15 protein-coding genes and 1 pseudogene are annotated in these 22,040 nt (G+C 68.0%); 13 read left to right on the forward strand and 3 right to left on the reverse strand.

What is annotated here, in order from left to right; genetic code table 11:
- Nucleotides 1-13: 13 nt before the first annotated feature.
- The 4 genes from ACZ5CR_RS19655 to ACZ5CR_RS19670 all read left to right on the forward strand — a co-directional run bounded on the left by ACZ5CR_RS19655 (nucleotide 14) and on the right by ACZ5CR_RS19670 (nucleotide 5,802).
- Nucleotides 14-325 (forward strand): hypothetical protein, encoded by a 312-nt coding sequence (locus ACZ5CR_RS19655; protein ID WP_468859103.1) that lies wholly within the window; start codon nucleotides 14-16, stop codon nucleotides 323-325.
- Between the two features lie 7 nt (nucleotides 326-332).
- A complete protein-coding gene (locus ACZ5CR_RS19660) occupies nucleotides 333-4,754 on the forward strand; it encodes a DUF6531 domain-containing protein (protein ID WP_468859104.1) in 4,422 nt (1,473 codons plus the stop codon).
- Nucleotides 4,751-5,227 (forward strand): barstar family protein, encoded by a 477-nt coding sequence (locus ACZ5CR_RS19665; RefSeq protein ID WP_468859106.1) that lies wholly within the window; start codon nucleotides 4,751-4,753, stop codon nucleotides 5,225-5,227. The genes ACZ5CR_RS19660 and ACZ5CR_RS19665 overlap by 4 nt, the downstream gene beginning before the upstream one ends.
- Nucleotides 5,228-5,505: 278 nt before the next feature.
- Nucleotides 5,506-5,802: a DUF2399 domain-containing protein gene (locus tag ACZ5CR_RS19670; RefSeq protein ID WP_468859108.1), complete on the forward strand. Its 297-nt coding sequence runs from the start codon at nucleotides 5,506-5,508 to the stop codon at nucleotides 5,800-5,802.
- 239 nt (nucleotides 5,803-6,041) lie between these two features.
- Here the strand turns inward: ACZ5CR_RS19670 and ACZ5CR_RS19675 are convergent.
- A pseudogene (locus ACZ5CR_RS19675) lies at nucleotides 6,042-6,236 on the reverse strand (LacI family transcriptional regulator); the annotation flags it as partial.
- 138 nt (nucleotides 6,237-6,374) lie between these two features.
- Between ACZ5CR_RS19675 and ACZ5CR_RS19680 the strand changes: the two are divergent.
- Entirely contained in the window at nucleotides 6,375-6,620 is a 246-nt protein-coding gene (locus ACZ5CR_RS19680; protein WP_468859110.1) for a hypothetical protein, read from the forward strand.
- Between the two features lie 1,577 nt (nucleotides 6,621-8,197).
- Here ACZ5CR_RS19680 and ACZ5CR_RS19685 read toward each other — a convergent pair.
- Entirely contained in the window at nucleotides 8,198-9,106 is a 909-nt protein-coding gene (locus tag ACZ5CR_RS19685) for a helix-turn-helix transcriptional regulator (protein WP_468859112.1), read from the reverse strand.
- A gap of 177 nt (nucleotides 9,107-9,283) precedes the next feature.
- Here ACZ5CR_RS19685 and ACZ5CR_RS19690 point away from each other — a divergent pair, with 177 nt between their 5' ends.
- From ACZ5CR_RS19690 to ACZ5CR_RS19715, 6 genes are all read left to right on the forward strand, one after another.
- Nucleotides 9,284-10,261 (forward strand): aldo/keto reductase, encoded by a 978-nt coding sequence (locus ACZ5CR_RS19690; protein WP_468859114.1) that lies wholly within the window; start codon nucleotides 9,284-9,286, stop codon nucleotides 10,259-10,261.
- A 47-nt stretch (nucleotides 10,262-10,308) separates the two neighbouring features.
- Nucleotides 10,309-11,337: a zinc-binding dehydrogenase gene (locus ACZ5CR_RS19695; protein WP_468859116.1), complete on the forward strand. Its 1,029-nt coding sequence runs from the start codon at nucleotides 10,309-10,311 to the stop codon at nucleotides 11,335-11,337.
- A 78-nt stretch (nucleotides 11,338-11,415) separates the two neighbouring features.
- Nucleotides 11,416-12,267, forward strand: a complete 852-nt coding sequence (locus ACZ5CR_RS19700; protein ID WP_468859117.1) for an aldo/keto reductase — start codon at nucleotides 11,416-11,418, stop codon at nucleotides 12,265-12,267.
- A gap of 205 nt (nucleotides 12,268-12,472) precedes the next feature.
- The gene (locus ACZ5CR_RS19705; RefSeq protein ID WP_468859228.1) at nucleotides 12,473-12,871 is read left to right on the forward strand and encodes a flavodoxin; all 399 of its coding nucleotides are present in this window, start codon (nucleotides 12,473-12,475) and stop codon (nucleotides 12,869-12,871) included.
- Nucleotides 12,872-13,064: 193 nt separating this feature from the next.
- Nucleotides 13,065-14,678, forward strand: coding sequence for a hypothetical protein (locus ACZ5CR_RS19710; protein ID WP_468859119.1), 1,614 nt, complete (start codon nucleotides 13,065-13,067; stop codon nucleotides 14,676-14,678).
- 124 nt (nucleotides 14,679-14,802) lie between these two features.
- A complete protein-coding gene (locus ACZ5CR_RS19715; RefSeq protein WP_468859120.1) occupies nucleotides 14,803-16,242 on the forward strand; it encodes an FG-GAP repeat protein in 1,440 nt (479 codons plus the stop codon).
- A 146-nt stretch (nucleotides 16,243-16,388) separates the two neighbouring features.
- Here ACZ5CR_RS19715 and ACZ5CR_RS19720 read toward each other — a convergent pair whose 3' ends face one another.
- Complete coding sequence (locus ACZ5CR_RS19720) at nucleotides 16,389-16,655, reverse strand: hypothetical protein (protein WP_468859230.1); 267 nt, start codon at nucleotides 16,653-16,655, stop codon at nucleotides 16,389-16,391.
- Between ACZ5CR_RS19720 and ACZ5CR_RS19725 the strand changes: the two genes are divergently transcribed.
- Nucleotides 16,537-17,091 carry a hypothetical protein gene (locus ACZ5CR_RS19725; RefSeq protein WP_468859239.1) on the forward strand — a complete coding sequence of 185 codons (555 nt, stop codon included), beginning with the start codon at nucleotides 16,537-16,539 and terminating at the stop codon, nucleotides 17,089-17,091. The two genes, ACZ5CR_RS19720 and ACZ5CR_RS19725, sit on opposite strands and share 119 nt — an antisense overlap.
- Nucleotides 17,092-17,265: 174 nt before the next feature.
- Nucleotides 17,266-21,420, forward strand: a complete 4,155-nt coding sequence (locus tag ACZ5CR_RS19730) for an NACHT and WD repeat domain-containing protein (RefSeq protein WP_468859122.1) — start codon at nucleotides 17,266-17,268, stop codon at nucleotides 21,418-21,420.
- Nucleotides 21,421-22,040: the final 620 nt, after the last annotated feature.

The following is a 22,040-nucleotide window of genomic DNA, read 5'->3' on the forward strand; positions in this document are numbered from 1 at the left end:
GGGGCGGGCAGGTATGTCGGACCTGACGAAGGACGCGGAAGCCCTGCACAAGGCGGCATCCGCGCTGGGCAAGGTGGATGACCACACCCGCAAACCGCTGCACGACTTCAAGGCCGCTTCGCACGACATGTCCGCGTTCGGCGTGCTGGGCTCGCTGATGGGCGCCAAGGACGACATCCAGGACGGCATGGACACCATCGCCAAGCTCACCAAGAACCTGCACAAGGAGTGGGAGGGCGAGGCGAAGTTCTTGGGCGATGTCTCCGACGCCTTCGACCTGCTGGACGTCCTGCTGAGCGCCGCGGCCCGCGCCAAGAAGGGCTGAGGCGTCCATGGGCTTCGACATCATCCCCGGCGACATCGACGCCGAAGACCTCAACCCGCTGCACTGGATCAACAAGGCCAACCATGCCTTCGGCGACACCCTCGCCAGTGGCCTGGAGTTCCTCGGCATCACCGATCCGGCCGTTGACCCGGACGGTATCCGCGAGATCGCCAAGCAGTGGCGGGCCTTGGCCAAGGGACTCGACGCTGCCGCCCGCGACGCCGAGACGGCGCTCAAGGGCCTGGGGTGGGAGGGTGAAGCCGCCAAGGCCCTCCACAAGCGGGCCAAGACCAGCCGCACCCAGGCAACCAACATGGCCGACTCGCTGCGCGAGGGGGCCAAGGCACTGGACGACTTCGCCGACGAGGCTCACGAGCTGCTGACCGAGATCGGCGTGATCCTCGCGGAGATCGTCGAGTTCGAGATCGCGGGCCTGGCCCTGTCGGTGCTCACCGGCGGACTCTCCGCGATTGCCGGCAGCCTCGCGGCCGGTGCGCGGGTCGCGAAGGTAGTGGCGCTGATCGCCCGGATCGAGAAGTCCGGCACCCGCATGGCCTCGGTGATCCGCACCGTGATGGAGGCGATACGCGGCCTGGAGCGGGCGCTGAAGGCTCTCGGGGAGATCAAGACAATCGCCAAGGCCGGGAAGCTCGCGGGCGAGGGCATGAAGTTCTCCGCCTTCGACGCCGCCCTGCAAGATCCTGGAGCCTTCAAGAACCCCGGCAAGCTGGCGGAACTGCTGGCCACGGGTGCCGCCTTCGGTGTCGGCGCCGGAGTGCTGGGCAAGGCCCTCGGCAAGGGCCTAGGCAAACTCAAGCCCAGCGAACTCGCCAAGCTCAGCCGGTCGTTGAAGCTCGATGGATCGGATCTCTCCCGCCTCAAACTTCGCCCCGAAGAGTTGCAGAAGCTTCCCGCTTCGATCCGCGCGCTGTTCAAGAAGTGCAAGCTCGACCCGATCGACGTCGCCACCGGCGACATGCTGCTCCCACAGACTGACGTTCAGCTGCCAGGTGCCCTGTCACTGGTTCTGGAGCGCACTCATGTGTCCTCCTACCGCTGGGGAGGATGGTTCGGGCCGTCCTGGGCCTCCACCCTTGATCAGCGTCTGCAGGCCGACGAAACCGGCATCATCTATGCCGCTGCAGACGGCGCCCGCCTTGTCTACCCTCAGATATCTGCCGACTCCGATATACCCGTGTACCCAGAAGTCGGCCAGCGGTGGCCTCTGACTTGGGACAGCGATGTTGACGGCGCACTACGTGTGACTGATCCGGACACTGGCCTGGCCTACATCTTCCACACACCGCAGGCCACCGACGACGGCGAGGCGGTTGACCTACCGCTCCAATCGATCGTTGACCGAAACGGACAACGGATCACCATCAACTACACGGAAAGCGGCTGCCCAGAGGGAGTCGTTCACTCCGGCGGATACCGCATCGCGATACAACGCCACCCCGATCTGCCCCGGGTAGCAGCGCTCAGTCTCCTCGATCCAGAACGTCCTCATTCAGCGGGTACGCCACTGGTCACCTACGGCTACAGCGATGACGGACACCTCACCGAGGTCATCAACTCCTCGGGTCTCCCCATGCGATTCACGTACGGCGAAGAGGGGCGCATCACTTCGTGGACGGACCGGAACGACACGGTCTACGCCTACGAATACGACGGATTCGGCCGGGTCATTCGCACCGAGGGCAGCGACGGCTTCTTCTCCGGATCCCTTACCTACGATGACGCCACCCACGCCACCACTGTGACCGACTCACTCGGCCACAGCTCCCGGTACGAACACAGCGAGGCCCTGAGGCTCGTCCGCGAAACCGACCCGCTGGGCAACGTCACGGCGCAGGAATGGGACGAGAGCCACCGACTCGTCTCAGTGACCGACCCACTCGGCCACACCACCCGCTACACATACGACGCCCTCGGCCGTGTCACGTCCATCGTCCGTCCTGATGGTCGCGCGACAACGGCCGAGTACAACCCGCTGGGTCAGCCCACAACAATTTCCACAGCAGACGGAGCCTACTGGCGTCAGGAATTCGATGAACGCGGCAACCGCACAGCTATCACCACGCCGGTCGGCGCCATCACCCGTTACGCATACAACACAGCCGGGCACCTCACTTCGCTCACAAACACGCTCGGCCACACCACTCGCGTCCGCTGCGACAAGGCGGGATTGCCCATCGAAATCGCCGACCCGGTGGGGGCAATCACTCGCTATCAGCGTGATCCGTTCGGTCGTACCGTCACCGCCACCGATGCCCTTGGCCGTATGACAATGCTCGAGTGGACTGTCGAGGGCAAGCCAGTCCGCCGTACCGAGCCGGATGGTACTACGGCGTACTGGGCATATGACGGCGAGGGGAATTGCCTCAGTCACACAGATGCGATGGGCGCGGTCTCGCAGTTCGAGTACACCCATTTCGACCTGCCGACGTGCCGCATCGCCCCGGACGGTACGCGCTCCACCTTCACGTACGACACAGAGTTGCGCGTCACTCAGGTCACCAACCCGCAGGGCCTGACCTGGAACTACCAATACGACCAGGCCGGACGTCTGGCGTCGGAAACGGACTTCGACGGGCGGACTCTCACGTATGCGTACGACCCGGCAGGGTGGCTCGTCACCTCAACCAACGCACTCGGGCAGGCCATCCGGTATGAGCGAGACCCGGTGGGCCGCGTGTGTCGCAAAGACATCGGCGGAGCAACCACGACCTACGAATACGATCTTGCTGGACAACTCGTCCAGGTGGCAGGTCCGGACGCCACGCTAGTACGGGAGCTCGATGCGGAAGGGCGCGTTCTGGCCGAAACGGTCAACCAGCGCACCATCACATACACATACGACCTCCTGGGCCGCCGTACCAGCCGCACCACACCCACTGGCGTCACCAGCGCATGGAGCTATGACACGGCCGGGCGACGCACCCACCTGACGGCCGCGGGTCGCAAGATCGACTTCGAGTTCGACCTGGCTGGCCAGGAACTGAACCGCCAGGTCGGCGAAACACTCACCCTGGCCAACACGTTCGATGATCTCGGCCAACTGACGACTCAGGCAGCCACCATCGTCGGCGGCCGAGACATCTTGCAACGGACCTACGCCTATCGCGCAGACGGCAATCTCATTCGCACCGAGGACGAGCGGAACGGATTCCGCGAGTTCGCTCTGGACGCTGCTGGGCGGGTTACGGCTGTCCACGGAACGACCGGGAGCGAGCGATACGCCTACGACGAGGCGGGAAACCAGACCCAGGCCGAGTGGCCCGCCGCTCACCCCGGCCAGGAAGCGACCGGGCCTCGCACCTACGCCGGCACCCGTATCACTCGTGCCGGAGGCGTCCGGTACGAACACGATGCCCTGGGACGCATCACGCTGCGCCAGAAGATACGCCTCTCCCGGAAACCCGACACCTGGCGATACGCCTGGGACGTTGAAGATCGCCTCGCCTCCGTCACCACCCCGGACGGCACCGTCTGGCGGTACCGGTACGACCCGCTCGGCCGCCGAGTCGCCAAGCAGCGTCTCGCGGGCGACAGTGAAGCCGTCGTCGAGCAGGTCGTCTTCACCTGGGACGGCTCTATCCTGTGTGAACAAACCACCACAGCCACCGGCCTGCCAAATCCGGTCACCCTCACTTGGGACCACCAAGGTCTGCGGCCCATCACCCAGACCGAACGCATCACCTCTGCCGACGTACCCCAGCACGAGATCGACTCCCGGTTCTTCGCCATCGTCACCGATCTCATCGGTTCGCCCACCGAACTCATCGACGAGACGGGGGACGTCGCCTGGCTCGCCCGCACGAACCTCTGGGGGACGACGAGTTGGGCAGCCGACAGCAACACCTACACGCCACTGCGCTTCCCCGGTCAGTACCACGATCCGGAGACTGGCCTTCATTACAACTACTTCCGCCACTACGACCCCGAGACTGCCCGCTACCTCACCCCGGACCCTCTTGGCCTCACTCCCGCGCCCAATCCCAACACCTACGTCCAGAACCCCCACACGTGGTCCGATGCCCTCGGTCTCGCACCGCAGTGCCAGGAGGGCCAAGTCCTCGGCGACACCTCCAGTCTGCAGGGGTGGATTCCCACAAAAGTGCCTGGCGAGTCCAAGGCAGTGCTGCAGGACATACGACAGTTCGGAGTCGAAGCGCAAGGCGCTGGGCCGCAGCTCATGGGACCATCAATTCCGCGCCCCTTTGAGAACAGCGGAAGGGGCGGGGGTCACAAGCTGCCCGAATTCGACAGCGCCGGGAAACCGGTTCGCTACACGGAATGGGGCACAGTGCAGTCTACGCAAAACCCGAAACCGGGCGGAGAGCGGATCATTACGGGTTCTGATGGATCGGCCTATTACACTCCAACGCACTACCAGACCTATATCGTCATGGAGGTGGGACGATGAGTGATCTCTCGTGGTGGACCGACTCGCCCCCCTGGCTGTGCCTCAACCCCAGCGATTCGCTCGTTCCGGCGGCGGAAGCTCTACCGCCCAGCGGATCCTTCTATGCCGCTCGCATGCCGGGCAGAGAGATGCTCGACACTGACGGTGTTTTCACCCAGTTCTACGAGCATGTTCACCTGCCCGACTACTTCGGATGGAACTGGAACGCACTGTACGACTGCCTGTCCGACCTGAACTGGATCCCAGCAGCGCGCTACCTGCTGATCGTGGACGATGCCGAACATGTACTTTCGGACAACCCAAGCGAACGTCCTGATTTTCTGCGAACCCTCTTCAGGGCCGCTGAATCTTGGGCGGCCAAGCCTGACTTGCCCAACCGGAAGAAAGGCACGTTCCGTGTCGTCTTCCTGTGCGCCTCGGAAGCCCGCAATGACTTCAGCGCAGAGATCGCTCAGGCTGAACGCTCGCTGTGACGCGGGTGGAGAACAGTGGGGGGGATCCTGAGACGAGGCCCTCGCCGCTCGCCTGCCCCTTTCGCAGGGAGACATATCCGCCGTGAACGGCATGGACTGGCAGGAGTGAGCAGAGGCCGAAGTTGCCTCACGCCCGAAAGCGGGTTTTGGCGGAGGAACGCGGACTTGTCCCCGCGCACGGCGTGAACATGAGCCCCCGGTGATCACGTGGCGGAGCGGATCCCTGAGCGTCCTCAGCGCCCCTCCGATCCGACGCCTGGTCGCTTCAGCGCTGGCCTGTGCACGACACCGACCGCGATGCTGCCGACCACAGCTTCGAGAAGGTTTGTGGTCTCCAGCTCCTCGTTGGTCCGCAGGGTCGGGTGGGTGCTCGTACTTACCACGGCGATTTCGACTGGCCAGGCATCGCTCTAGCCAACCGGATCGTCCGCCGTTACGGCGCTCAGCCGTGGCGCATGGGCGCCGAGGACTACGAGCACCTGGCCACTCGCAGTCAGGCCGAGGGAGTATCTCAACTGCCGCTCGACGGCAGCCCGTCAGCGCGGCCTGGGACGCAGGTCTCGCTCATGCCATGACCGCCGTCGGCGTCGCGCTCCACGAGGAGGTCACTTCGACCTTCTGGTGAACGCCCTGTCGGGTCAGGTACAGGAACGCCTCGGGGCATGCGGCAAGTGCTCAGGGTGGAAGCCTCGACCCGGGAGCCATCTGGGAGCCGACCTGCTCCCCGAATCGCTGAAACACCAGGCCCTGACTCGTTGTGTGGCCTGCTGGGGAGTAAACGGGGAGTGGATCAAGGAAATTCACTCCCCAGTCGTTACCCCTGGCGCGCTCGCAGCAGAGCATCGAGCGCACGCACGGGAGATCCCGGATGTTTGACCAACCGTGCGTCCAACGACTCCTCCCACTGTTCGGTCAGCTCGTCCATGAGCCGATTCCGTATCCGCGCGGTGATGTGCGAGTAGCGCGCCTGTACCGACCCGTCCTCGTGCCCCATGCGTTCATCCATGAGCTTGGGCGCCAGCGCGGCCCCGGAAGAGGTGAACTTGATCTCGGGGTCCGCTGTCAGGTTGCCGATCACGGTGATCGGGGTCTCTCCTGCGGACATGCGGATTCCTCTCAAGGAGCTTTCAGGGGGTAGTCGTTGGTCATGGACAGATGGAGTGTGGCCAAGCTCGTGCCGGCGGAGTGGTGGGCTCAGCGGTGGGTGCGCTGGGGGGTCGTCATCGCCGTCTGGGTTGTCGTTTACGGGGCGTGCGCTGTGGTGTGGCGCTACCTTCTCGACAAATCATGGGCGGACGCGGTCGTGTTCGCCGTCGTGCTGGCGGTGTGCAACGCGGTCGCCCAGTGGTGGATCTGGCGGACCCGGCAGAAGCCGTCGCGCCGCCCTGGCTGAGCCGCTAGCTGTGATGTCTCAGGACGTCGGTGCCTGCGGGCTCACGAGTCGTCGAACCTGATCTGCTCGCACTGGTCGCACATCGGTTCCTGAACGTCCTGGCCGCAAACCTCCCAAGCGAAGCCGCTCAACACCGGCCGACAACGACAGATGACGACCGGTCAGGCAGTCGCGACCAGGCCTCGGAGCTGCAAAAACGCAGGCCGCCAAGGTCCCCGACAACACCCTGGGCAAGAAGAAGCAGAGCCTGGTCCGCCGTCTCATTCACCCCCGTCCAAGACCGTTCAGCCGAGCCCCCGAGCCCCCGAGCCGCCCGCAGCCCACCAGGCGGCCTCCCGTGGATCCAGGTGAACGCCCCTGTACGGGCTCCTGAGCTGGGCAAACACAGTTGGAAAGCGTGCACCTACGGTCGACAAGCAGCTGTAATTGGTGCGCGGCCGGTGCTGACAGGTCTCACTCTTGGCCATCGACGAAGCCCGACCGTTGGTTAGGCCCAAGGTTTCCCTGGACCGCCCCCAGACAGAACCGGGGATGCAGCTGCTCTACAGAGCTGGACGCCTCGGAAACCGACCGCGCACCCGAGACCCTAGGCCAAGCAAGCGAACGTGGCACTCCTCGACCGTGTTCCGCTTGCCCTGCACCATAAGCGCACCCGATCGAACGGTGATCAGCGGGGAACCACGGTGAAGAGAGCCGAGCTCGCCGAGGCCACGCCACGGTCGTATACCCAGGTCAACGCCGAGACCGTCCTCTGAAGTCCGCAGCCTCCCAAGCTGATGGCCTCTAGGTAGGGATGAGAGGCTCCGCGGCCAGTTGCCTCAGTTGACACTCTCGGTAACACAGGCTCTGCCAGACTCCGTTCATGCGGCGTTGCTCTGGCGTGGCACGGCAGGGGCAAGCCTGCGGCAACCCAGTTGGACGGAACAGCTGCCGCCATTTGCATGGCGGTGCTCGCCTCCGAAGCCGGAGCGTCAACTTCCGTCCTCCACGCATGTCAGCCAGCCCACAGCGGCAAGGAAGACAGCGAGGTTGGTGGTGGTGGTGGCGGCTCCAGCGGCTCTCCGTGAGCTGGCTTGAGATGCTTCGCGGCGTCATCAACCGCCGTAGGTGACACCGTTGGCTGGGTGGTACCTGGACCGTCCGAGACTGCGGGCCGTACGAGATGAGTGTCTAACTGCGTGACAACCGCGACGCACCACCACGGACAACCGCGGACGCCAGCGGACCATCAGCGCAGGTGACAGGTACAGCAGCCCATGGACACCGGGCACCCCAAGTTGCTCCGGGACGAAGAGGTCGTGGGTTCAAATCCCGCCACCCCGACAGAGAAACACCAGGTCAGGCCCGGTACTGAGAGATCAGTGCCGGGCCTGATGTGCGTTGGGGCGCCAATCTGGGAGCCGTTGGGGAGTCGGCTTCGAGATGCGGCTCCCCCGTGGGCCCCTCCCGCGCACCCCGCTGTCTCCTATCGGTACTCGCGTAGCCGCTTCAGGAAGGCGCCAACGAGGTCGTCGGTCTCCGGGTCGACGCGGCACCAGATGGGTGAGGCAAGCCCAGGGCTGCCGGGCACGCGCTGCTTACGGCCGCTGATCGGTGGACCGGGAGGCAGATGGCGGGCGTTCGGCGGGGCGGGGTGCGGTCATGTCGAGGAGGAGCAGGGCGTCGTGGTCGGGGGTGTCAGGGTCTGCGGTGTAGACGCCGATGCGCTGGCCCGGGGTGCCCTCCACGTGCAGCGACTGTGACGTGAGGGTCAGCGTGCCGACCTGGGGGTGGTGGAAGGTCTTGTGGGCCGGCTTGCGTCCGGTGACTTCGTAGCGCTCCCACAGGCCCGCGAAGTCCGGGCTCTTGAGGAGGAGTTCGCCGACGAGGTTGGTCAGGTCGGGTGCATCGGGCGCGGTGCCTGCGATGGCGCGCAGGCGGGCGACGCACGCGGTGATCTGACGGTCCCAGTCGGGAAACAGGTCGCGGGATGCTGGGTGGAGGAAGAGGTAGCGGGCGAGGTTGCGGTGTTTGACGGGCCAGTCGTCCAGACCCGCGTACAGGGCGAGGCCGCCGGGATTCCAGGCGAGCATGTCCATGCTGCGGCTGATCACGTAGGCCGGGTTCGGGCGCAATGACTCGAGCAGCAGCTTCAGATGCGGGCGCACGGTGCGGCTGGGCGCGGGCGGCGGTTCGCCGACGTAGCGTGCGGCGCGGGCGGCGAGCTCGCGCAGGTGCTGGTGCTCCTGGTCGTCCATGTGCAGGGCGCGGGCAAGCGCGTCGAGGACGCCGGGGCTGGGGCGGGTCTCCTTGCCGCGCTCCAGGCGTACGTAGTAGTCGATGCTGATGCCGGCGAGGGTGGCCAGCTCCTCGCGGCGCAGGCCGGGGGTGCGGCGTACACCGGCGCCTGGAGTGAGGCCGACGTGTTCGGGGCTGGTCTGGGTGCGGCGGGCGCGCAGGTAGCGGCCCAGCTCGGCGCCCTCACTGTGCGCGCTCGTCGATGCCATGCCCCCAGTCTCACGCGCCGTACATCCACCGCGCAGCCCGGAGGGGGGCCCTGTCGATACCCCTGAAGAGCGCACCCTGCCACATCGCCGCAATCCGGGCGAAGCTGAATGAGCAAGAGCCGACGCCCCGGACGACGATCAGGGTGTCGGGTGACGCCACGATGCGAAGAGGGCGAGATGCGTTACATCAAGCTGCGTGACCTGGAGGTTTCCCGGATCGGTCTGGGCGCTATGGGCATGTCCCACGGCTACACGGGCTCCGGCACGGACGACGCGGAGTCGATCAGGACCGTGCACCGGGCTCTGGAGCTGGGCGTCACGCTCATCGACACCGCCGAGATCTACGGCCCGTACACGAACGAGGACCTGCTGGGGCGGGCGCTGAAGGGGCGCCGGGACCAGGTGGTGCTGGCCACGAAGTTCGGGCTCGTCTCGCACGGCGGTGAGGGCGCGTGGAATCTGGATTCCTCCCCGGCGAACGTCCGCACCGCCGTCGAGGGCTCCCTGAAGCGGCTGGGCACCGACCATATCGACCTGTACTACCAGCACCGGGTCGACCCGAACACGCCGATCGAGGAGACCGCCGGCGCCGTGAAGGAGCTGATCGACGAGGGCAAGGTGCGGTCCTTCGGGCTCTCGGAGGCCGGCCCGGACACGATCCGCCGCGCCCACGCCGTGCAGCCGGTCACCGCGGTCCAGTCCGAGTACTCCCTGTTCACCCGCGGGATCGAGGAGCGGGTCCTGCCCGTGCTGCGGGAGCTGAACATCGGCCTGGTGCCTTTCTCCCCGCTGGGCCGCGGCTTCCTGACCGGCGCGGTCCGCTCCACCGAGCAGTTCGACGAGAGCGACTTCCGCCGCGGCAACCCGCGCTTCACCGGCGAGAACTTCCAGCGCAACCTCGCCCTCGCCGACGAGGTCAAGGCCCTGGCCGACGAGGCCGGTGCCACGCCCGGTCAGGTGGCGCTGGCCTGGCTGCTCGCCCAGGGCGACGACATCGCCCCGATCCCCGGCACCAAGCGCGTCAGCCGGGTCGAGGAGAACACCGCCGCGGACGCCGTCAGGCTGACCGCCGAGCAGCTGGAGAGGCTCTCCAGCCTGCCGCCCGCCGCGGGCGCCACGCACACCGAGGCCCAGGCCCGCATGCTCGAACGCTGACGCCGCCCGGCCGCACCCCAGCCTCCCCCGTTTGGAGTAACACCCTCATGCGTGCAGCAGTGATGTACGGAGCCGGAAACGTCCGCGTGGAGAACCGGCCCGACCCGAAGATCGTCCAGCCGGCCGACGCGGTCGTTCGCGTAGTCGCCTCCTGCGTGTGCGGCAGCGACCTGTGGCCCTACGCGTCCATGCCGACCACCGACACCGGCCGCCCCATGGGTCACGAGTTCCTCGGCGTCGTCGAGGAGACCGGCGCGGACGTGACCGCCTTGAACTCCGGTGACCTGGTCGTCGCCCCGTTCACCTACAGCGACAACACCTGCGACTACTGCGCCAAGGGCCTGCACATCTCGTGCCGCGACGGCGGCCGGTACGGCCTCGACGGCGTCGACGGCGGCCAGGGCGAAGCCGTCCGCGTCCCGTACGCCGACGGCACCCTGGTCAAGCTGCCGGTGGCGGCCGACTCCGCGCTTCTGCCATCGCTCCTGGCGCTCTCCGATGTGATGACCACCGGCCACCACGGCGCCGTGACCGCCGGCGTCGGCCGCGGCGACACGGTGCTCGTGGTCGGGGACGGCGCGGTCGGCCTGTGCGCGGTGATCGCCGCGCACCGGCTCGGGGCCGAGCGCATCGTGCTCGCCGGCCGCCACCCGGCCCGCACCGACCTGGGCCGCGAATTCGGCGCCACGGACGTCGTCGCCGAGCGCGGCGAGGAGGGCATCGCCCGCATCCGCGAACTGACCGGCGGCGTGGACAAGGTGATCGAGGCCGTCGGCACCCGCCCGGCCCTCGACACCGCGCTCGGCGCCGTCCTGGACGGCGGCACCATCAGCCGCCTGGGCGTGCCGCAGTACGAGGAGGGACCGATCGGCCCCGGCCTCTTCATGCGCAACATCACCTTGACCGGTGGCGCCAGCCCCGCCCGCGCCTACATCGAGCAGCTGCTGCCCGACGTCCTGGACGGCACCATCGCCCCCGGCCGCGTCTTCGACCGCACCTACACCCTCGACGAGACGCCCGACGCCTACCAGGCCATGGCCGACCGCCAGGTCCTCAAGGCACTCCTCCGCCCCTGACCCCGGCGCCCCCTGCCCCGCCGTCCTGCCGCCCCGCCCGGCGACCACCCCCCATCGCACAGGTAAGGACTCCCGCTCATGCAGACCGTCACCCTGAACAACGGCGTCGAAATGCCGCTTCTGGGCTTCGGCGTCTACCAGATCCCCGCCGAGGACACCGAGCGCGCCGTCTCCGACGCCCTCGCCGCCGGCTACCGCCTCCTGGACACCGCCGCCGCCTACGGCAACGAGGAAGCGGTCGGCCGCGCGATCAAGTCCAGCGGCATCCCGCGCGACGATTTGTTCGTCACCACCAAGCTGTGGGTCCAGGACGCCCCCGCCCAGGACAACACCCGCCGCGCGCTCGAGACGTCCCTGACCAAGCTGGGCCTGGACCACCTCGACCTGTACCTGATGCACCAGCCCTTCGGCGACGTCTACGGCCAGTGGCGCGCCATGGAGGACAGCAACCGCGAGGGGCTCGCGAAGGCGATCGGCGTCGCCAACTTCTACCCCGACCGCCTGGTCGACCTGATCGTCAACAACGAGATCACCCCACAGGTCAACCAGGTCGAAACCCACCCTTTCTTCCAACGCGTCGACTACCAGGACCTCATGCGCGAACACGGCGTGCAGATCCAGTCCTGGGGCGGCTTCGCCGAAGGCAAGAACGACCTGTTCAGCAACGCCCTGCTCGCCGAGATCGGCAAGGAGTACGGCAAGTCCGTCGCCCAGGTCGTCCTGCGCTGGCTCACCCAGCGCGGCGTCATCGCCATCCCCAAGTCGGTCCGTGCCGAGCGCATGGCCGAGAACTTCGACGTCTTCGACTTCCAGCTCACCGACGAGCAGATGGCCCGGATCGCCACCCTCGACACCGGCAGCTCCCTGTTCTTCGACCACCACGATCCCGAGATCGTCACCTGGCTCGCCAAGCGCCGCCTGGACGCCTGAACTGGCGCTTCCAGGGGCGGCCCCCAGGGGCGGCTTCCAGGGGCGGCTTCCAGGGGCGGGCAGCGGGCTGGCCACTCGGCCTGTCGCCCGCCCCTTTCTCCGATTCCGGAACCCTCGCGAAGGGCCCACCCGTGAACCAGCCACACCCCACATCGGTCCGGCGGCGATCCGCGACCTCATCGACCGCGACCTCATCAGCTGCGACCTGCACCGCATCGAGCCCGCCGACCCCTACCCGAACAGCTACGACGAAACCGTCAAGCGCAACGTCCGCGAACAGGACACCGACGCCCGCCCCGCCGTCAAGGGCCGCCTGCCCGACCTCGACGAGTACGACACCGTGCTCCTGGGAAGCCCCGTCTGGAACGTCCGCGCTCCCATGATCATGACGGCGTTCACAGAGCAACTCGACTTCACCGGCAAGACCGTTGTCCCCTTCACCACCCACGCCATGAGCGGCCTGGGCACCACCGCACGCGATTACGCAGCCTCCTGCCGCGGCGCCACCTTCGCTGACGGTCTTGCTGTCCAAGGCGAAGAGGTCGACCAAGCCGATCGCGACGTCAAGGCATGGTTGCGACGCGTCGGTCTGACAGCCGCCTGAACCGCTGGGACAGCATCACCCCCGGCCGCTCCAGTCGGCGCGCCTCCTGAACACCAGCCGCCATGTCTGCAACACCAGCCACCATGTCTGCCGAGCCGTGATCATAGGCAGGCACGCGCCAGACGTAACAGGGCGCACGACATGGCCAACACTCTTGCAGATCAAGGTGCTCAGGCGACGACGGAGGTACTCGATGATTCCCCGCGGACCGGACTGCACAGTGACCTCCCTTGTCGAACTGCAAGGCGGACAGCCGCAGTGGGACAAGGCTCGGCAGCGGATACAGGAGCTGGGCTGGCCGTGTCACGAGCTCAGCCCGAAGGAGCGGCGTACGGTCCGCCGGGCATTCGGCTCCGACGCCGGATCCAGCGAGTTCTGGTGGGTGGAGGTGCCGGTCACCGGCTCCTCCTGGCGCGCTGACCGTGAAGCGGCTTGGAAAATAGCGGAGTTGAGCAGGTCGGCACAGGCCGTGATCTACGGCCGTCTGTTCCGGCTCGCCGAGACCGACCGGGTCATCGAGCCCGAGTGGCAAGTGCACTCAGCAGGACATCCGACAGGGAACGCTGCCGCTCGGGGCTTTCGTCGGCGTTGGCTGACCGTCACGCGCTGGGGCGCCACGCGCACAGGACTCCTCGACGTCGGCGTCCGCATCCACACGAGCAAGGACGCCGCCTTGCACCTCGCCCGGCACCTGCGCAAGGACGGACCGCGCGCGGACCTCGGCGTACGGCCTCTCGACGGTCGGGGGCGCACCGGCACCGTCCGGCACCGGGAGGACGCACTCAACCGGGCTCTGGCACTCTTCGGCGGGCCGCTGCTCGCCATGGCTCTCTTCCTTACGACGGCTCAGCACATGAGACCCGTCGCGGCCGCGGTGTGCTGGCTCCTCGCTCTCGCCTGTGCCGTCCCGGCCTGGTGGACGGCGTTCGCCCTGCCCATGGTCGCCACCCGTCTCCACTGTCTGGCCGTCTGCGTCCTCGCGACCCTGGCAGCGGCCGTCTACGCGCTGGGCGTCCCCGGGCTCTTCGACGGCGTCGAGCCTCGGTCCGCCTGGGTGTTGGCAGCCATCGCTTTCTATGTGACCGGCCTGATCCTTCTGGGCCGTCGCTGGCGATGGCAGATACTGGCCGCGACCGTACTGCCCCTGCTCGCCACGCTGCTCGTCGCGGCCCTGCCGATCACCGGCCGGTTGCTGCAGGACGGCTACGCCGACGAGTTGTCCCTGACATCGGAAGAGACGACGGTCAGCGGGGCCTACCAGCTCATGGCAGCGGTGAAACTGCTGTGGCCCACCCTCGCGGCGGTCCTCTTCGTGGCAGCCGCCTGGGGCGTCCTGCGCTACTTCCACTTCATACGGCCAAGGAGCCTCTCCGCGGGAACCTTGGCCGCCCTTGCTCTCACCCTGGCCCTGCTCAATGCCGCCGAGTGGACCCTCGCGTCACCACAGCAGGCGGCCGACCGGCTGAAGCGGGCAGCCGCCCACCACACCAAGGCCCCGCCGTACTTCGGCATCTCCGCAGACTGGACCTGCGTCCGCCCCACGGTCCCGGCCCGCTCCCTGAACGAGCAGGGCGGAACGCTCTCGCCGCGTACCCCGTACCTCTCGTTCGGTGTCGCCGAGGGCAACCTGGTCCTGTGGAACTCCTCGGCGGACCGGCCGCTGCGGATCCCCGCCGCACAGGTGAAGCTCCTTCCCCTCGGGCCCGTCGGGACAACGGGTCATGCCAAGGGTCGACCACGAGCGCCGCGGTGTCCTCATGGTGCTCCGGGGGCCCCGGGAGCGCAGACCGGGAGCATGCCGAAGTGAGCCGCGTTCACCGCGTGGCCACCTTCGCACAACTCTTCGTACCCCTCGTGAGTCACACCCCCGGAAGGCCTCACCTGTCTCGATTCCCTCTCTCATTTCCCCCCTCGATTAAGGGAGTTCCACCGTGCGTGTACGTACCCTGGCCGCCACCGCCGCCGTAGCGGCGCTCACAGCCGCCGGTCTGACCCTGCCGCTTGCCGGGAGCGCCGCGGCTGTCACGGCGACTCCGCGGTTCGACTTCAACGGTGACGGATACGCGGACATCGCGGTCGGCATGCCGAACGCCACCGTGAACGGCAAGGCCAAGGCCGGTTACGTCAGCGTGATCTTTGGCGGGCCGCAGAGCCCGAGCCAGTCCACCGGCGTCATCAGCCAGGCCGAGGCAGGCATACCCGGCACGCCCGAGGCGGGCGACCGGTTCGGCTCCTCCGTGGCGCCCGTCGACGTGAACGGCGACGGCGTCTTCGAGCTCGTCGTCGGCGCGAGCGGCGAGACGCTCAACTCCGAGCAGCTCGGGAGCGAGGGCACCATCACCGTCCTGGACGGCTCGGAGTTCAACGTCAAGGGCACCACCGTGGCCAGGGGCACGTCCGAGTTCAGTGGCATCGGCGACACCATCGCCACGGGCGACTACGACGGCGACGGCGACACCGACCTCGTGTACGGCGAGAGCAGCGAGGAGCGCGGGTCGCTCCGGTTCCGCCCGGGGCCGCTCACCGCCGACCCGGTGACCACCACCACCCTGCGCAGCTACGGCATGGGCGGCAGAACCAGCGACCTGGCCACCGGCGACTTCGACGGCGACGGCCGGGACGACCTCGCCACCACCTGGAAGGGCATGGAGGACTCCAGCACCTTCATCACGCGCTGGGACGACCAGGCCAAGCCCGCCCAGTGGTGGGCCGACGCCGACCGCGGCAGCGCGCTCGCCGCCGCCGACTTCGACCGGGACGGCACGGACGACCTCGCGGTCGGCCTCGTACAGCCCAACCCCGAGTCGGAGACCACGCATTGCGAGGACCGGCTCGGCGGCGCGGTGCTCCTGCTCAAGGGCTCGAAGACCGCGTCCTTCGGCACCGAGAACGAGTGCGTCACGCAGTCCAGCCCGGATGTCGGCGGCGCCGCCGAGGAGGGCGACGACTTCGGCGCCGCGCTGGCCGCCGGTGATCTGAACGGCGACAGCCGCCCGGAACTGGTCGTCGGCGTGCCCGGCGAGGACGTGGGCACCGTGAAGGACGCGGGCGGCTACGTCACCATGAACGGTACGGAGCACGGCCTCCACGGCGGTCTGGCCCGCAGCCAGAGCACCCCGAACATGCCCGGCACGGCGGAGGCCGGTGACCGCTTCGGCGCCCAGGTGGCCGTCGGCGACTACAACCGCGACGGACTGTGGGACACTGCGGTCAGCGCGCCCGGGGAGAACGCCGGTGAGCCCAGGTCGGGTGGCGTCTGGTTCGCTCCGAGCAGCACCGAGGAGACGTACCCGCTGGGCAAGTCGCTGACCCCGTTCGGCTTCGCGCTGCCCAACGGTGCCATCAAGTACGGCGAAGTGCTGGGGCTTTAGGCATCCGCTTGATCTCTCGCCCACTCGTTCTCTCGCCCGCTTGATCTGGGACTCCTGCGAGGCGGGCGCTGAGACTCCGGTGACGGGCCCGGTACTGAGAGATCAGTACCGGGCCTTACTTACTGGGCCTTATTTACCGGGCCTGATTACCGAGCCCGATTCCCTTTGTGGGAGCCCTGTAGCAGTCGGGACGCCAGCAGGACGCCTCCCGCCGCCGCTCCCACCGCCAGGAACCCGCCGGAAGAACGCCAGGACAGCACCGACCACCGTGACTGCGCGGAGAGCAACGAGCCCGTGCTCAGCCACGACCCCGTTGAGATCAGCGACAAGGAAGACCCGATCGAGCCGGCCGACAGGGCGCTTCCGATCGAGCCGATCGACAACGCCGAACCGATGGACCCCACGGACAGCACCGAACCCACTGAGCCGATCGACAACACAGAGTCCTGTGACCACAACGACAGGACCGAACCGGTGGAGGTACGACGGGCCGGGGCCGACGGGGCCGACGGGGCCGACGGGGCCGACCGGAACGACGGGGCCGACCGGAACGACCGGAATGACGGAACCGACGACCGTGCGGGCAGTTTTGTCATGAGGCCATCCTGCCCGCCGGGCACTGTGCGGCGGGAGCCCTTCACGCTCCACGTCGTTTCGGCGCCGGTCCCTCCCCTGTGGGGACCGGTGCCGAACGACGTGGGTGTCCTCGTCCCGTGCCGTATCGGCGCATCGGCACGGGTCGAGTACGGATCTACGGGCCGGATCCACAGGCAAGACGGATACGGTCCGGATGTGCTCGGTGGAAACCAGTCGAGGCTCTGCGGCGTCAGAAGTCACCAGTGCGGGTAGCACGAGCTGGTGACCTGGCCTGACGCTGCGCGATTGGTTCGCTACCGCTTCGTGATCCTGTCAGTCCGGGCCCCGGACAGGGAGGTACCGCATCTGTCCGGACGCCTTAGCCGCAGGTCAGCCGTATAAAGTGAGTTTTCCGGTCCGGATATACAGGTGCGGGGGAAGTAAGGGGTGGACACCTTGAGTTCCGACTCAGGGGCACGTACAGCCTTCGCGGAACGTCTCGCGCTGCTGTACAAGGAAGCAGGCAACCCTCCCCTCCAGCGCGTGGCCGAGGCGGTCGTCCGGCATCAGCGGGTCGACGAACGAGGGCGGACCGTCCGGGTGTCCGCCCAGCGGATCAGCGACTGGCGGCGGGCCAGGAACGTGCCCGCACAGTTCGCTGCCCTCGCGGCGGTACTACATGTCCTGATACCCGAAGCCCGTCGCGAACGGCCCGCGCCGGTGTCCACGGGTCTGTACGACATGGCCCAGTGGCAGCTCCTGTGGGAGCGCGCGGTGGCCGACCCGGTCAGTGGTCGCGTCGCCGCCCCGGCATCCCCAGCAGGGGCAGGGGCAGGGGCAGGAGCAGGCGAGGAGCGGCTTCCGGGTGAGGCTCCAGCAGCCGTCACCAGTGTGTGTCCCTACCGCGGGCTCGCTTCGTACCGCCAGGAGGACTCCCGGTGGTTCTTCGGGCGCGACCGCAGCACGGAGGCCCTCGTCGCCCAGCTTCGCGCCGCGGAGAAGACGGGTGGCCTCGTCATGCTCGTGGGCGCGTCGGGAGCGGGGAAGTCCTCCCTCCTGAACGCCGGCCTGGTGCCCACGCTGCAGAACGGCGAACTGGGGGACGAGGACGGGAACGCGGGCCCGGTACTGCAACTCGTACCGGGAAGCGATCCTCTCGCGGAGCTCACCCGCCACATACCCGAGCTCGCGCACGCCATCTCCATCCTGGAGGGTCCGGCCGCGGAGGAGCCCGGTGCCGGTGCTCCGCGATTCGTGGAGGCCGTGCGGGAGTCCGTCGCCGCGTGGGCGCGGCGCGAGTCCTCGTCCGCCGCCCGCCCGGTCGTCATCGTGGATCAGTTCGAGGAGACGTTCACCCTCTCCTCCGACGAGGCGAGCAAGCGCACTTTCATCCAGGTCCTCCAGGCCGCCTGCTCTCCCCTCGATGCCGGTGGCCCGGTCGACGCCGGTGGCTCGGTCGACGCCGGTGGCCGAGTCGACGCCGGTAGCCCGGTCCACGGCAGCAGTCCGCTCGACGCCGGTAGCCCGCTCGGCGCCGGTGGCCCGGCTCCCGCGCTCGTGGTCCTCGGCATACGCGCCGACTTCTACGAGCAGTGCCTCGCGCATCCCGAACTCGCCGACGCCCTGCAGCACCGGCACATGGTGCTCGGGCCGCTGACCACGCAGGAGCTGCGCGACGCGGTGACAGGACCTGCCAAGGCCGTGGGGCTCGAACTCGAACCGGGGCTCGCGGAACTGATCGTCCGGGAAGTGAGTACGGACGGGCCCCGCGGCGCGCACGACGCCGGAGTGCTGCCTCTCCTCTCCCACGCCCTGCTCGCCACGTGGCAGCGGCGGAAGACGGGACGGCTGACGCTGGCCGGCTACCGCGCGGCGGGCGGGATCCAGGGAGCCGTCGCGGCGAGCGCCGAACGTGCCTGGTCCGGCCTCGACCCGGCGGCACGCACGGCCGCCAGGCTGCTCCTCCTCAGGCTGGTCAGGCTCGGCGAGGACACCCAGACCACCCGTAGGCGGGGGACGCGGCGCACACTGGCGGAGGAGTCGAGCGACCCCGACAAGACGGAGGAGTCGCTCGAAGCGCTGGTACGCGCCCGTCTTGTGACCCTCGACGCGGAGGCCGTGGAGATCACGCATGAGGCGCTGCTCCACGCCTGGCCCCGGCTGCGCGACTGGATCGACGAGGACAGGAACGACAACCTCCTGCGCCAACGCCTCGAGGAGGACGGCAGGACCTGGGAGGACTCCGGCCGCGATGCGTCGCTGCTCTACCGGGGTTCCCGCCTCGAACAGGCCCGTGCCTGGACGAAGACCGCCGGTGGCACCTTTCTGACCAGAGGTGCGGTGGAGTTCGTGGCGGCGTCCGCCAGACTCCGTCGGCGCACGGTTCTGATCACCCGGGGCGCGGTGGCGGCTCTGGTCGTACTGGCCATGGTGGCCGTCGTATCGGCGGTGGTCGCGTGGCAGCAGCGGGACGACGCCGTGTTCCAGCAGGTGGTCGCCGAGGCCGATCGCGCCCAGCACACGGATCCGTCCCTCTCCGCCCAGCTGGATCTGGTGGCACACAATCTGCGGCCGGAGGACGCGGGCGCGAAGAACCGCCTGCTCTCGATCGTGAACGCGCCGCTGGCCACCCCGCTCCTCGGCCACAAGGGCGCCGTCTACCTCACCTCCTTCAGCCCGAACGGAGGGCTCCTGGCCACCGCCAGCTACGACAGGACCGTACGGCTGTGGAACGTATCGGACCCGTCGCGCCCCAAGCCCCTGGGCAAACCCCTCACCGGACATACGAGTTGGGTGAGCAGCGCGGTCTTCAGCCCGGACGGCGACACCCTCGCCACCGGATCGGACGACGGCACGGTCCGGCTCTGGGACGTCCGCGATCCCGGCCACCCGCGCCCGTTGGGTTCGCCCATGGACCCGCACGGCGGCGCGATCTACCTGGTTGCCTTCAGCCCGGACGGGCGGACGTTGGCTTCCGCCCATGACGATCACCACGTGCGGCTGTGGAATGTGCGGAACCCGAGTCGGCCGAAGGCACTCGGTGCCTTGTCCGGCCACACCGCCGCCGTGCGCTCCGTGGCCTTCAGCCCCGACGGGCGGACCCTGGCGTCCGGCGGCGACAGCGGCAAGATCAGGCTGTGGAACGTGGTCGACCCGCGTCGCCCCAAGCCGCTCGCGAAGGTGCTGAGCGGCCATACCGGCACGGTGCACTCCGTGGCCTTCAGCCCCGACGGCCGCACGCTCGCCAGCGGCAGCAGGGACAACACCATCCGGCTCTGGAACGTGACCGACCCGCGCCACATGAAATCGCTCGGCGGTGCGCTCACCGGCCACACCGGCGCCGTGTGGTCCGTGGCCTTCAACCCCGCCGGAACCATGCTCGCGGCCGCCAGCGCGGACAGTACGGCGAGCCTGTGGAACGTCCGTGATCCGGCGCACCCTTCGCAGGTCGGTGAGCCTCTCGCGGGCAGCAGCGGGGAGATGTACGCCCTCGGCTTCAGCCCCGACGGACGGACTCTCGCCACGGGGAGCGGCGACAACAAGGTCCGCCTGTGGTCGATACCGACGTCCGACATGATCGGCCAGATCGGTGCGTTCCGCCCCGACGGGAAGGTGCTCGCCACGGCCGCGCGCGACCAGCAGGTCCGGCTGTGGAACGTGGAGCGTCCCAACAAGCCCGTGTCACTGAGCGAACCGTTCAAACCCTGGGACGGGGACGTGCGTTCACCGGTGTTCTCCCCCGACGGCGACACACTCGCGGTCCTCACGGGGAGCCGCGCGGTGCAGCTGTGGAACGTCGCCGACCCGACCCGACCCGTCCCCTACGGGCCGCCCGTCGCGCTGCGGACACGTTTCGCGGCCGCGCTGGCCTTCAGCCCGGACGGGAACACCCTCGCCACCACCCACACCGACCGCACCATCCAGCTGTGGGACGTCAGCAAACCCTCTCGCCTCCGACCGCTCGGCAAGCCGCTCACCGGCCACAAGGGTTACGTCAACGCCCTCTCCTTCAGCACCGACGGCCGCACGCTCGCCAGCGGCAGCGCGGACAGCACCATCCGGCTCTGGAACGTGGCCGACCGGCGCCATGCCACCCGCCTCGGCAGGCCTCTCACGGGGCACCTGGGCCCCATCAACACGCTCGACCACAGCCAGGACGGCCGCACGCTCGCCAGCGGCAGCGACGACGGCACGGTCCGGCTCTGGGACATCACCGACCCGCTCAAGGCGAAGCAGCTCGGCAACGCCCTCACGGGGCACACCGACGCGGTGATGTCGCTGACGTTCAGCCGGGACGGCCGCACCCTGGCGAGTGGCGGCAACGACAACACGGTCCGACTCTGGGACATCGCCCAGCCCTCCAAGGCCGCTCCCATCGGTCAGTCGATGAGCCCCAACGCCAAGACGGGCAGTTTCCTGTCGTTCAGCCCCCAGGGCCAGATGCTCGGAGTTTCCAGCGGTACGGATACCGTCCGGCTTTGGAACTTGGACACGGGCGAGGCGATTCGCCGCATCTGCTCAACCACTCGGGACGTACTGACACGGGAAAAGTGGGACGAGTATCTGTCCCGCCTCTCGTACGCGCCGCCTTGCGACGAGTAGGCGGGTGGCCCGGGTAGCCGGGCGGGCGGGGAGCCCAGTAGGCGGGTAGGCGGTATATGGGCAGGCGAGTGGCGGTTCGCGGCCTCTACCCTACGAATCACGCTGCGTGATCCCGGTCACAACTACGCATTTCAGTTCGGGAGTTGCTCCCCTCTACACGCGGAGCCTTGTTACGGTTGGCAACAGCCCGATCGCTGGTGCATCCCCCGTCGCCAGCGGTCGGGCATTTCCATGATCTGACCCCTCGGTGGCATCTCTGTGCGCCGCTTGGTGACACCTTGGTGCGCCGCTTGGTGGCTGCTCAGCGGCCACCGTGAACCCATTACCCAAGAGGCATCCAGCGCCCGATCGAGGCATCCAGTGCCACGTTGCTTTCAGGGCGAAGGGACAGGAAGTTGAAATTTAGGCAATAGGCCACTTCCCCTTCCCCGGCGGTCGGCGAACTATCTACGGACCAACTGGGTGGTAGGGCCATGCTTCGTGAACGACGGGTCTCACATATCGCGGATCAGGCCCGCTCGCTTGTTTTCGAACCGGCCCGATTACGCCTCGGTCGTATGGTGTGTCGCTCGTGTGGTGAGTCGCTCGTATGGTGTGTCGCTCAAGACCGCGTACGACGT

It is taken from the genome of Streptomyces sp. NPDC031274 (assembly GCF_055570235.1).

What these genes read in the sequence shown, in the direction of transcription:
- ACZ5CR_RS19655 (WP_468859103.1), top strand. Translation starts at nt 14, where the DNA reads ATGTCGGACCTGACGAAGGACGCGGAAGCCCTGCACAAGGCGGCATCC.
- ACZ5CR_RS19660 (WP_468859104.1), top strand. Translation starts at nt 333, where the DNA reads ATGGGCTTCGACATCATCCCCGGCGACATCGACGCCGAAGACCTCAAC.
- ACZ5CR_RS19665 (WP_468859106.1), top strand. Translation starts at nt 4,751, where the DNA reads ATGAGTGATCTCTCGTGGTGGACCGACTCGCCCCCCTGGCTGTGCCTC.
- ACZ5CR_RS19680 (WP_468859110.1), top strand. Translation starts at nt 6,375, where the DNA reads ATGGACAGATGGAGTGTGGCCAAGCTCGTGCCGGCGGAGTGGTGGGCT.
- ACZ5CR_RS19685 (WP_468859112.1), bottom strand. Translation starts at nt 9,106, where the DNA reads ATGGCATCGACGAGCGCGCACAGTGAGGGCGCCGAGCTGGGCCGCTAC.
- ACZ5CR_RS19690 (WP_468859114.1), top strand. Translation starts at nt 9,284, where the DNA reads ATGCGTTACATCAAGCTGCGTGACCTGGAGGTTTCCCGGATCGGTCTG.
- ACZ5CR_RS19695 (WP_468859116.1), top strand. Translation starts at nt 10,309, where the DNA reads ATGCGTGCAGCAGTGATGTACGGAGCCGGAAACGTCCGCGTGGAGAAC.
- ACZ5CR_RS19700 (WP_468859117.1), top strand. Translation starts at nt 11,416, where the DNA reads ATGCAGACCGTCACCCTGAACAACGGCGTCGAAATGCCGCTTCTGGGC.
- ACZ5CR_RS19710 (WP_468859119.1), top strand. Translation starts at nt 13,065, where the DNA reads ATGATTCCCCGCGGACCGGACTGCACAGTGACCTCCCTTGTCGAACTG.